The 12,341-nt window shown below is 44.6% G+C and carries 11 protein-coding genes; all 11 read right to left on the bottom strand.

Annotated elements, in window-relative coordinates:
- Window positions 1-204: 204 nt before the first annotated feature.
- Window positions 205-885 carry a hypothetical protein gene (locus HUX64_RS03440; RefSeq protein WP_174624843.1) on the bottom strand — a complete coding sequence of 227 codons (681 nt, stop codon included), beginning with the start codon at window positions 883-885 and terminating at the stop codon, window positions 205-207.
- 157 nt (window positions 886-1,042) lie between these two features.
- Window positions 1,043-1,765, bottom strand: coding sequence for a hypothetical protein (locus HUX64_RS03445; RefSeq protein ID WP_174624844.1), 723 nt, complete (start codon window positions 1,763-1,765; stop codon window positions 1,043-1,045).
- A gap of 18 nt (window positions 1,766-1,783) precedes the next feature.
- Window positions 1,784-2,272: a DUF6030 family protein gene (locus tag HUX64_RS03450; protein ID WP_174624845.1), complete on the bottom strand. Its 489-nt coding sequence runs from the start codon at window positions 2,270-2,272 to the stop codon at window positions 1,784-1,786.
- Window positions 2,273-2,315: 43 nt separating this feature from the next.
- A complete protein-coding gene (locus tag HUX64_RS03455) occupies window positions 2,316-2,582 on the bottom strand; it encodes a hypothetical protein (protein WP_174624846.1) in 267 nt (88 codons plus the stop codon).
- A 237-nt stretch (window positions 2,583-2,819) separates the two neighbouring features.
- A complete protein-coding gene (gene yacG / locus HUX64_RS03460; RefSeq protein WP_174624847.1) occupies window positions 2,820-3,026 on the bottom strand; it encodes a DNA gyrase inhibitor YacG in 207 nt (68 codons plus the stop codon).
- Window positions 3,026-3,796 (bottom strand): cell division protein ZapD, encoded by a 771-nt coding sequence (gene zapD / locus HUX64_RS03465; protein ID WP_174624848.1) that lies wholly within the window; start codon window positions 3,794-3,796, stop codon window positions 3,026-3,028. The genes yacG and zapD overlap by 1 nt, the downstream gene beginning before the upstream one ends.
- A 16-nt stretch (window positions 3,797-3,812) precedes the next feature.
- The gene (coaE, locus tag HUX64_RS03470) at window positions 3,813-4,406 is read right to left on the bottom strand and encodes a dephospho-CoA kinase (RefSeq protein WP_174624849.1); all 594 of its coding nucleotides are present in this window, start codon (window positions 4,404-4,406) and stop codon (window positions 3,813-3,815) included.
- A gap of 3 nt (window positions 4,407-4,409) precedes the next feature.
- The gene (locus tag HUX64_RS03475) at window positions 4,410-5,294 is read right to left on the bottom strand and encodes a prepilin peptidase (protein ID WP_174624850.1); all 885 of its coding nucleotides are present in this window, start codon (window positions 5,292-5,294) and stop codon (window positions 4,410-4,412) included.
- A 64-nt stretch (window positions 5,295-5,358) separates the two neighbouring features.
- Entirely contained in the window at window positions 5,359-6,579 is a 1,221-nt protein-coding gene (locus HUX64_RS03480; protein ID WP_174624851.1) for a type II secretion system F family protein, read from the bottom strand.
- A gap of 2 nt (window positions 6,580-6,581) precedes the next feature.
- Complete coding sequence (gene pilB / locus HUX64_RS03485; protein ID WP_174624852.1) at window positions 6,582-8,294, bottom strand: type IV-A pilus assembly ATPase PilB; 1,713 nt, start codon at window positions 8,292-8,294, stop codon at window positions 6,582-6,584.
- 141 nt (window positions 8,295-8,435) lie between these two features.
- Window positions 8,436-11,246: a valine--tRNA ligase gene (locus HUX64_RS03490; RefSeq protein WP_174624853.1), complete on the bottom strand. Its 2,811-nt coding sequence runs from the start codon at window positions 11,244-11,246 to the stop codon at window positions 8,436-8,438.
- Between the last annotated feature and the right edge of the window lie 1,095 nt (window positions 11,247-12,341).

Consider the following 12,341-nt stretch of genomic DNA (forward strand, 5'->3'; position numbering starts at 1 on the left):
ACACGTTTGCAGAGTTGCCCAATATTCCAACAGCTTGTTGCTGATTATCTAGCTGTTTGAACTTCTCAAATATTCTATGATATTGCTGTAAGTTTTCGAATGAGTCAGACATTGCCTGATTTGTTTGCCAATTTCATAAGTTTCCTTTTAACGACTAACGTTTGAATTAACGGGCGCGTTAGCGCGTCACAGTTGAATGAATTGTTAGGCATTAATTGGAACCTGACCAGTTGGCTGCCCATTGGTGGAGAGCAACGGAGTTAAGATGGAAGCCATTAAATCGGTTTGAATCTGATTCATCTCATCTGCTAGCTTGTACATATCGCTAAGTGAGACAGGTATAGGTTTCTCAAGTCGCTCGTATCGCTCAATGAATAGCTTCCCAACCGCTGGTGCTCCGTCTTGGATTGTCCATACTTGATGAATGTATACTGCTCGGCGGTCAAAGACACTTTTGATCTTTGTGTTGATTAGTGCCGCCTGATCTTTCAAGTGGGGTGTCTTGCACTCAATCAGCGCCTTTAGCATCTCCATCAGTTCACTTATTCGAGCCTTCCCTGTGAAGGCTCGACCGGTGACGCTGTCCAAACCGGCGATATGCCAAATCACAGTTCGAATGAGAACCTCGATGCTGGACGAGCTGACAGCAATTTGGCCAATTGCTTCTTGATATGCCTTGGGTGGCCACGTCCAGTTTCGCTGAGTAGATCCACTTCTAAGGATATCCAGAACCAGCGGGTCTTGTGGGCTTGTGCTCGCAATTTCCTGTGCCTGTTCGGCTGTTATGGCGATCATGTTTTCGTTCCCATAGCTGTCTTGAGAGCCATCGGCCTCAAATGGGAATACTTGCCACTTTTCAGGGATGAGTTTTTTATAGTATTTCATGCTCATATTTGATTGAACATCGTCCAATTGCCTAACGCAAAGGTAAGGGACGCGCCACTAAAGGACGCTCAGCGAAGCCACCGAACCTTGATAAAAACCAAACTTCAAAATCGCCAACGGGCAGCGCGTCCCTTTGACCGACTTGTTAGGCTTTGAATTAGTCACTGAAGCCAATAATAAAATTACGAAGAGCATCTGCAATATCACGACGATTCAAATATGTATAGTATCTATCACCGTCTATTTCTGTGTAATTCTTATTTTTGTCTATAAGTTGATAATCCATAGCACCACACCAGTCGTTAATACGGGCATATCCTGGAGACCGTGGAATTATATTGTCTTTACCGGGTGCGCAGTGCTTAGCCAAGTTAATTCTAAGAAGTTCAATGGCTCGAAATATTTCCTCGATACCATCCCAAACATTATTTATGCGTTCACGATATTTTGCGTCGTTTTGAAACCTCAACATCTGCTCTTTTCGTATTTCTACAGTTAGATTCTGAGGATCATCAACCATACTGCTAATTTTTGGTTTAATTCCGCCATTTCTTTGCAATTTTTCAAATTCAAATTTTCTATCGCGCCACATGCGCAAAACTTCATAAACTGCGTAAATCCACATTTGAGAAAGAGCTGATACTGCCATTGTAGAATCAGGTGTTCTCTCTATTTCATTGTATTCTCGCAACAGGGTGTACTCATATTGGGTGATTAGTTGATCGACTAAGCCAACATTCATTGCTTGCATACCCAAAAAGACATCATCCTCAAAAAAAGATAACTTTTTTAGTCCTGTTGGAATAATCGAAAAATTGATTTCATCTAAGTTTTGATAAGAATCGAAACTACCATGAAATTTGTGAGATATAAAATCCATATTTAAAATTCGTGATCGCTATTTGAGGGTGACTTTGACCTCGTAGCCTCTACCTGTTGGCCAATCTTCCCGCACTATATCTACCGTGGCATTTCCGATTTTTTGTGATGTGTTGCTGCCTTTGGTTATGGCATCAATTAGCTTCTGAGATAATTGCTTTCCCGTTTGCTTATTGCCCAAAATTTTCGCAGCTTTTAAAAGTTCTTGATGCGCCGAAGATGCAGATGTTCTATCGTTGACGTTCAACATTAGATTTACCTGCACAACTGAGTTGTTATTTCCTTCAACGTAGAAGGCGATGTTGTTGGCTAACGGAAATCCAGAACCAATTTGTTTGTAATCAGATGAGCAACCGAATTCTTGGTCATATTCGTTTTTCCAACCACTGGTTGCTAAACCAAAATCATTGAGAAGGATACAAGCTTGGGATGGTGCTGTGTTTAATAGCTCGGCACTAGCCACGTTGATGGTGCAAAAGAACAAGATAAATACTGCAAATGAGCGCATATGATTATTTCCTTAAGTGGACTACAGCAAAATTAATAATGGGTTACTTTACCGTTACTACAATGCGTCCACCCACATCTTCCACTTCGTAGCCATACTGGTAGCCATTACAATAAACGTGATACCCTCTTTTGCCGCTCCAACTAAATGGAACTATCGAATCCACATCTACAACATCGCATCTATATCCAGCCGCTTGAATAGCGGCTTGAAGCGCGGATGCGTTAGATGCGTAAACCATTGATGACATAGGGGATAGCGAAACTACAAATAACGCTTTCACGACGCACTTCTTTTGTTGCTTGTTCATCATCTTCTCCGTAATAAGGCCTAACGTTAAATAGGCACCTATTTAGTTTAGGCGAATATGTATATTTAACAACGGTGTATTATCACTTTTAACTCTTTAATATGTTGTTGATATTATTCAACCCGGTTTTGCATAAAAGCCCTACTATGCAAAGAAAATACCCCTCCAAACTCCCTTGCTCAATTTTGCGATCGTATCCGCGTCAAGCCAGTAATTTCCGAAAAATAAAAGGTGCGATTATAAAAATTCGTCTTCGCCTTCATTTTCGCCATTCCCTGACACCGGCTCGCCTGGAATCTTCTTTTCTTCCATCGCCCATTCGCCCAGATCGATTAATTTACAGCGTTCGCAACAGAAGGGCTTAAATTGCTGGTCGGCAGTCCAGGGAACGGGACGTTTACAAGTCGGGCATTTTACAATGAGCGGCTTGCCGGAGGATGACATCAGAACAGACAACAGGTTAAGGCAAAAGGAATATCATCCTGACTTTGTATGGGCCGTTTGTCATCAGAAGACGGTATCATAAATCTGATGCTGCAACGGTGTTTACCGCCGCTTATTTCTGCAAAACAGGGGATGGATTTGTCCAGACTTACCTTAATCAACTGATAAGGCAGGCTTCTATCCAGGGCAATCTGGAAAAAACCCGCCTCTGCAACCTCATCGGTAGAAGAATTGCTGTTACGTATAAAATTAAGTATAAGATCAATGGCTGTATGTATCTCTTCAAACGGGCTGCGCCAATGTTCCAGATCTTTCAAGCGATTGGATTCCGCCTGCTCCAGCCAGTAATGGAACTCGGGGAGATCAAAAGAACAGGTTCCTCCGGGGATTGAGCTGCGTTGGGCAATACTTTGAAACAAGTCGCTTTCCATTACATGGGCGCCGATTTTTCCTGTGGAAGCATAAAGTCTTTTGCTGGTGTGAGTTAATTGAGCGAGAAGCTGCTCCAGTTTTTCCGTGTCCACACTTTGATTGTCAGCAATTTTATTCAGCACATTTACATGACGATCCAGTTCTTTGAGTATTTCTGATTTAAGATCATTGCGTCTTAAAATCATAATGATATCAAGGAGAGTATTAATAGCAGCACGTGTATCTGCCACAGTTGCGCCCGACAGAAAATGATTGAATTGTTGAAAAAGCTGTTCGAGCCTAATGAAAACCCGGATTCGTTCATTGAGTGGAAATTCATAGGTGATTATGCTGTTCACAAATTAGTTCATCCTTTCAAAGGCTTAATGAATGATATAAATTGTGCAGTTTTTTAACCTGTTCTGCAAGTCTATAATCAGTTTCCGAATTGTCGATGATATCGTCGGCTTTTGATTTTCTGAAGGCGCGCGATACCTGGCTGTCGATTATTGACTGTATTCTTTGCAAAGACAAATTATCCCTGGATTTAACGCGCGCTATCTGTGCTTCAACCGGGCAATCCACGACCAGAATCCGGTCAACAAAGCGGGACATGCCAGTTTCCAATAATAAGGGAATGCAGATAATACAGTAGGGGGCATTCAGTTTTTCAATTTCGGACTGGATGGTTTTATAAACCAGAGGATGAAGAATGGCTTCCAGCTTCTGTTTCTTTTCGGGATTGGAAAAAACTTGTTCCCTAAGGTTGTTTCTGTTTAACGATCCATCCGGATTGAGTATGGATTCGCCAAATTCCTGCGTTATAACCACGAGCGCGGGCTGGCCTACTGCTACTAACTGATGGGCTACTTCGTCAGCGTCAATAACTGGCGTTCCAAGGTTTGCGAATAACCGGGCAACCGTTGTTTTGCCACAGCCTATGCCGCCGGTCAGTCCTATCTTTAGCATCAGTCAAAGACCTGCTGCCGATAAATAAAGCTGATTGATGCTGTTTCCCCACAATAGCGCTATCCATCCGGCAGCAGCTAAATAGGGGCCAAAAGGAATAGGAACATGGTAACTGCGCTTAACAAAAATGACCAGGGCTATGCCGATGACTGCACCGACCAGGGAGGATATTAAAATAATAACAGGCAGAAATTGCCAACCCAGCCAAGCGCCTAATAAAGCCAACAATTTAAAATCGCCATAGCCCATGCCTTCTTTACCAGTTGCCAGTTTAAAAAGATGATAAACGATCCATAAAATTATATAACCGGCAGTGGCCCCTATTATGCTGGAATGGGAGTCAGTAAATAAAGTGAACAGGCTTAAAAACAGCCCCAGCCAGAGCACCGGGACAGAGATGGCATCGGGCAGCAGCTGATGGTCTATATCAATAAAGCTCAGCGCAATAAGAGCCCAGGTCAATACTAAAGCAAAAACCGTTTGCGGCGTATAGCCAAAATGCCAGGCAACTATGGCTGAAGTTACGGCAGTAAAAATTTCTATAAGCGGATAACGCAAGGAGATAGGACTGCGGCATTGTGCGCATTTGCCTTTTAAAAAAACATAGCTGATCACCGGAATATTCTGGTGCGGCTTAATGGGCGCGCTGCATTCAGGGCAGCGGGATAAGGGAAAAACCAGATTGAAAGGCTCTTCTTTCGATTTAAGCCTACTGTCTGGGCTGATTTGCAAATATTCCGTACATTCATTGCGCCAGCTTTGCTGCATCATTATCGGCAGTCTATAGATAACGACATTGAGAAAGCTGCCTACCAGCAAGCCGATAGCACCAGCCAAGGCAGCGATGAGACCGGGTGAATTTATTAAAAGAATACCGATCTGTTGCATTAGGCGTTTTTTAAAAAAGCAATAATTTCAAGTAATATAACCAGTAATATAACTGTAAAAACAATTAGCCAACAGCTGCGCCCATTTTGAATATCGGTAAATACATGGCGACAATGAGACCGCCGACCAGTATCCCTAAAATAACCATAATAATCGGCTCCATCAGGCTGCTTAAATTATCAATGAGATTGTCCACTTCTTCTTCATAAAAATCAGCAACTTTAGCCAGCATGGCATCCATAGACCCTGACTCTTCGCCGATCGCAACCATTTGCTGCACCATATGCGGGAAAAGGTTGGCCTGACTCATGGCAAACTGTAGTCGTTGACCTGTCGCCACCTCTTCGCGCATTTTTAAAACAGCGTCCGCGTAAATAATATTGCCGCAAGCGCCGGCTACAGATTGCAGAGCTTCAACGAGCGGGACGCCGGCTGCGGACATGGTGGATAAGGTTCGGGCAAAACGGGCAATGGCGGATTTGTTAATAATCTGTCCCACCACAGGTATTTTTAGTAAGGTCTTGTCCAGGAAGTGATTAAATTGCCGCGAACGTTTTTTGAAATAGCCAAAAGTATAAACAATGCCGAAAACGATACCAATGATAATCCACCAGAATTTTTGCATCCATTCGGACATATCAATAACCATTCGGGTGAAAGCCGGCAAGTCGGCGCCAAAGCTTTTGAAAAGATCTTCAAATACAGGCACTACAAAAATCAGAAGAATGGCGGTTACGATAAAAGCCACTACCACCACAGCAATAGGGTAAGTCAGAGCCTTTTTGATCTTTTTCTTCATTGACTCGGTTTTTTCTTTATAAGTAGCGATTTTATCCAGCAGTGTTTCCAGCACCCCGGCCTGCTCGCCCGCCTCTACCAGGTTACAAAATAATTCATCAAAATACAGCGGCCTTTTATTAAGTGCTTCGGCTAACGTGTCCCCGCCTTCAATATCTGCTTTAATGCCGGCCAAAAGTACCTGCATACCGGGATTTTCATGGCCTTTGCCGATAATATCGAAAGACTGTACCAAAGGCACGCCGGCTCCGAGCATAGTAGCCAACTGCCTGGAAAAAATTGCGATATCGCCGGGGGAAATAGCTTTGGTTTTTGCGCTGAACAGCGGCTTGGGTTTTTTACTGATTTTAGTGATGCGGTAGCCCTGTTTTCTTAACTCCGTCTTGGCTACTGTTTCGCTTTTGGCTGACAGTGCTCCTTTGGTTTTTTTTCTGTTTTTATCCATCCCTTCCCAGATAAAATCTATTTGTTCAGTTTGTTCTGCCATTGTTATTCCTTGGTTACCCGGTCAATCTCTTCCAGGCTGGTAATCCCCAGACGAATTTTATTTAATCCTGAGGCCCGTAAATCGTTTATTCCTTCCGCCCTGGCCTGCTCTGCCAATTGCATGGCGTTACCGCCTTCAAGTATCAGTGCCCGCATTTTTTCGCTCAAGGTCATAACCTGATAAATGCCGACACGGCCTTTATAGCCATTGGTGCAATACTCGCAACCTACAGGGCCAAATATTTTTAGAGTTTTCAACTCCTCTTGGTTAAAACCGGCTGAGGTAAGAATATTATCCGGAAAGTCGGCTGGGGCCTTGCAATGTTCACATAAACGACGGGCCAGACGCTGCGCCATAATCAGGTTGATGGCAGAAACAATATTGAACGGCGCAATGCCCATTTGCATCAGTCGGTTTAATGTTTGCGGCGCATCATTGGTATGTAAGGTTGACAGTACCAGATGCCCTGTTTGCGCGGCTTTGACGGCAATCTCGGCGGTTTCCAGATCCCGGATTTCGCCGACCATGATCACGTCGGGATCCTGGCGCAGGAAAGCCCGTAAGGCGCCGGCAAAGGTTAAGCCGGCCTTGACATTCATATTAACCTGGTTGATGCCTTCCACGGTGATTTCGACCGGATCCTCGGCAGTAGAGATATTACGTTCAATGCTATTGAGAATATTCAAACCGGTATAAAGCGTAACAGTTTTACCGCTGCCGGTCGGCCCGGTGACGAGCACCATGCCGTAAGGCTTATTAATGGCATGGAGAAAAAGTTTTTCCTGCTCCGGCTCAAACCCCAGTTTTTCGATGCCCAGCTGGGCGCTGGTAGGATCTAAAATGCGCAGAACGACTTTTTCGCCAAATAATGTAGGACAGGTACTCACACGAAAATCAATCGCACGATTTTTGGACAGAATCATTTTGATACGGCCGTCCTGCGGAATCCGGCGTTCGGCGATGTCCATTCTCGACATGACTTTAATTCTGGATATAATCCTGCTGGCTACATTGACCGGCGGGCTGGCCACCTGATAGAGAATGCCGTCGGCTCTGAAGCGAATACGGAAATTTTTTTCATAAGGCTCCATATGTATATCGGAAGCTCCTTTCTTGATGGAGTCCAGCAGGATTTTATTAACAAAGCGAACAATCGGCGCATCGTCAATATCGGAGTTGACATCCTCCTTGGCTGCATCAACATCGCCTCCGGTAATATTCAGATTATCCAGATCCTCATCGAGCAGGTCGGCGATTGAAGTATCAATAGCTTCTAAAGCTGTTTCGATAGCCTTAACCAGCTTGTCTTCTTCAACCAGAATAGTTTCCGGATTGAGCCGAATCTGAAACTTAATAGCGTCCAGCGCCTGAAAATTAGTCGGATCAGAAAGCGCAATAAACAATGTTTTTCCGCGCGTAAACAGGGGCAGCACATGGTATTTGCGTATCAGTTTTTCATTGACCAGTTTTACCGGCAGGCTGCGGCAATCAATCGCGTCCAGATCAAAAAAAGGCAAACCGAATTCAATGGAGGCTTTCGATGCGACAGCCTTACTGTCGATAAGCTTGTTGGCGACGAGGTAACTAATTAAAGGGATATTCTTTTTTTTCGCTTCCTTGATATGTAGTTGAGCATCGGTTTCAGTCAGCAAGCCATCCTGAATCAGGCATTTTGCAAGACCACTGAAATAAAAATCTGTTGATGCGCTAGCCATGTACTATTCAATAAATTCAGGTATTTTAAAAATATAGGTGACAAAAGCTTAAGATTCAAGCTTTAGGACTAATAAAGCTTTTCCGTCCTAAGCCCTTGCCTTTTGCTTTTTATTTGCTGCTTATCTTTATAAGCACGGATTTTATAAGGCACGAATTTTTTTCTGCTGTTCTTCAAGGTTATGAAGCGAAAAACGTAAATCGCCCAGTTTTAATTTTTCCTTTCCGATCACTTCTGCGGGCGCTTTATCTATAAATGCCGGGTTGTTTAATTTGCCCTCGATTCTCGGCAGGTCGTTTTTGATTTTTTGTATTTCTTTTTCGAGCCGTGTGAGTTCGGCGTTTTTATCGATTAAACCGGCCATTGGAATCAGGATTTTCATATCGCCGACTAAAGCAATCGCTGATTCCGGCGCAGGCTCATCACTGTCCAGCCAGCTTATCGATTCCAGCCGGCCCAGTTTTTGTAAATAAATCCGGCTCTCGGTCAAGCTGTTCAGGTCAGATGCCGAGCCATTCTGCACTAGTACATGCAGCGGTTTACCAGGAGCAATATTCATTTCGCCGCGGATACGGCGAACGCCAAGAATAAAAGCCATAATCCAGTTGACTTCTCTGAGTGCGTTCAAATCAATTTTGGCCTCATCCGCTACCGGGTAAGGCTGCAACATGATGGAATCAGCGCTGATACCTGCAAGCGGCGCCACTCGCTGCCAGATTTCTTCGGTAATGAACGGCATCAACGGGTGAGTCAAACGCAGCACGTTTTCCAAAACCGTCAGCAAAGTGCTGCGGGTGCCCCGCTGCAAAGCAGCATCACCGGATTGCAGGGAAATTTTTGCAAATTCAAGATACCAGTCGCAGTATTCATTCCAGATGAATTCATAAATGGCCTGAGCCGCCAGATCAAAACGGTAGTTATCGATAGCATTGACGGTTGCAGCTATTACCTGATTGAGTCTGGCGATAATCCAGCGATCGATTTGCGTATATTGACAAGGCCTATCCGACAGCCCGTTATCCTGCGCTTCCGTGTTCATTAATACATAACGCGCCGCATTCCAGAGTTTATTGCAGAAATTGCGATACCCTTCAGTCCGGGCCAGATCAAAGCGAATGTCGCGGCCGGTAGAAGCCAGTGCTGCGAAGGTAAAACGCAAGGCATCGGTACCGTAGGAAGAAATGCCCTCAGGAAAATGTTTTCGGGTATCCTGTTCAATTTTCTTGGCCAAGTGCGGCTGCATCATGCCGGAAATGCGTTTTTCCACCAATGCCTCCAGCTTAATGCCATCAATCAGATCAATCGGATCGAGCACATTGCCTTTGGATTTGGACATTTTTTGGCCTTCGGCATCACGAACCAGACCGTGTATATAGACTTCCCTGAACGGCACCTCGCCCTGGAATTTCAGCCCCATCATGATCATTCGGGCCACCCAGAAGAAGATAATATCAAAGCCCGTGACCAGTACGCTGGTCGGATAATATTTCGCCAGTTCTTCAGTATTATCCGGCCAGCCCAGGGTGGAAAAAGGCCAAAGCGCTGATGAAAACCAGGTATCCAGCACATCTTCATCCCGTTTAAGCGGATAGTCTGCCGGCAAGCTGTGTTTTCCCCGGATTTCCTGTTCGGAGCGGCCCACATAAATATTGCCCTGATTGTCATACCAGGCCGGAATGCGATGTCCCCACCATATTTGCCTGGAAATACACCAGTCCTGAATATTGCGCATCCAGTCAAAATAGGTGTTTTTCCAGTTGTCAGGAACAAATTTGATATCGCCGTTTTCCACAGCGGCGATGGCAGGCGCCGCCAGAGGTTCGACTTTGACATACCACTGGTCGGTCAGCAGCGGCTCAATAACGCTCCCGGAACGGTCGCCTTTGGGCACCATTAATTTGTGATTAACGACTTTTTCCAGAAGACCCTGGGCGTCAAGATCGGCAACAATCTGTTTACGTGCTTCAAAGCGGTCAAGGCCAGAATACTTAGGCGGAATCAGTTGATCCTCATCGGCTTCATTGTTTCTGATTTGAGCATCAATAGTAAAAATATTAATCAGACCGCCATTAGGCAGCGCCTGAATTTCTGACCTGTCGCGATGACGCAGCCATACATCGTAGTCATTAAAATCATGGGCAGGGGTAATCTTGACGCAACCGGTGCCAAATTCGGGATCAACATACGGATCAGCGATAAGAGGAATCTTGCGGCCTGTTAACGGCAGTTCCACGAATTCACCCAGCAGATGCCTGTAACGGTCATCATTCGGATGTATGGCTACGGCCGCATCGCCCAGCATGGTTTCAGGACGCGTGGTGGCGACAATTAAATAACCCTGACCATTAGCCAAGGGATAACGCATATACCACATCGAGCCATTTTCTTCTTCTGACAGAACTTCCAGATCAGATACGGCGGTATGCAGGACAGTATCCCAGTTGACCAGGCGTTTGCCGCGATAAATCAGGCCTTCTTCATAAAGCCGGATAAAAACTTCCTGAACCGCAGCAGACATGCCTTCATCCATGGTAAAACGCTCCCGGCTCCAGTCCAGAGACGCGCCCATGCGACGAAGTTGACGGGTGATCGTGCCGCCGGATTCTTCCTTCCATTGCCAGATTTTTTCGATGAATTTTTCACGGCCGTAATCATGCCGGTTTTTATCTTCCTCACTAATCAAACGCTCTACTACCATTTGCGTGGCGATGCCGGCATGATCAGTGCCAGGCTGCCACAGCGTGCTATCGCCTTTCATGCGATGGTAGCGCGTGAGCGCGTCCATGAGAGTATCCTGAAACGCATGTCCCATGTGCAAACTGCCGGTGACGTTGGGAGGCGGAATCATGATGCAATAGGGTTTACCTTCCGGTTTGGCGGCAAAGTAGCCATTTTTTTCCCAGATTTTATACCAGCGTTGTTCAATAGAATGCGGATCGTATGTTTTTTCCATGTAAAAATGGCTCGGTAAAAGTAAAAAGTCAGGGTTGCCAAGATTGGGCAAGTCAGGGTCTTAATTCAGCACGCCTGGCACTGATACAAAAGCCTGGAAATAATAAGCTTTATGATTCTTGGCTTGAGCAGGAATTTTTTGTTCAATTTGCCTGAGTATTCCTGGCTATAGTTTATGGGGCTAGCGGATTTTATCCTTATATTATCTTTTCCAGCCAGGGAAAAGAAGTATTGCTGCTTAATAACAATTAAGCAATTTTACCGACTAAAACTAAATTATTTCTCTATTCGGGGATGAATATTTTGAAATTAAGATGTCAGTCATCAATTGATACTAATTGATGACTGACAGAAAGCAAATTACTTTTCAACTCTTTATTTTCAAATATTTCTGGAAACCAGCCTGAACGAGTTTATATTATGACCAGTATTAAAAAACAGTAGCCACTTTCTTTATAGTCATAGTAATGGCTACAAGAAGCACTATTGCCTTTGCCGAAGAACAGCTAATAGTTCGGCAAAAGTCTTGGAGACACAATTAAGTATTGTGAAAAGGCTTTAGCTGAAGTAAACACGAGTGATTTTGCTGCAGCTCAACTGCATTTGAAAGCCAGGCGCGAAACCTCTGCTCAAATTACAGCCAACGCAATAATTGTAAAACAGGGAAATGGCAGTGTTACTCAGGGAATGATACAGGCCAGAAAAGGCAGCGAGTAACAGAAAATAGCGGTAATAAAACACCCGCAAAGGTGGATAAAATAAATATTTAGGAAAAGATATTTACCAAAGCACCTTAAGCTTCTGCATGACCTTTCTGACCTGTACGTTGGTTCAGCGTAAAATCCTTATAGAATATTACCTGTGTTTGTAACATTATTATGGTTTATACCGTTATGCAGGGGACGGATCAGGCTGTGGGTTTCGCCTTGCCCTCAATCGCGTCACATTAACCGGTCGTTTACTGTAACAACACATGCGGGTGCAAAAATGAAACTGACGATCGGCAAGTTGGGCAAACCATCCGCTAACACCAGCGCATCGTTTTACTGGATGAACCCGGCAAACCCTTTAGCGGTTACCGGCATTATCCGCCCCA

Origin of the sequence: Candidatus Methylobacter favarea (assembly GCF_902806695.1) — a bacterium.
Lineage (GTDB): Bacteria > Pseudomonadota > Gammaproteobacteria > Methylococcales > Methylomonadaceae > Methylobacter_B > Methylobacter_B favarea.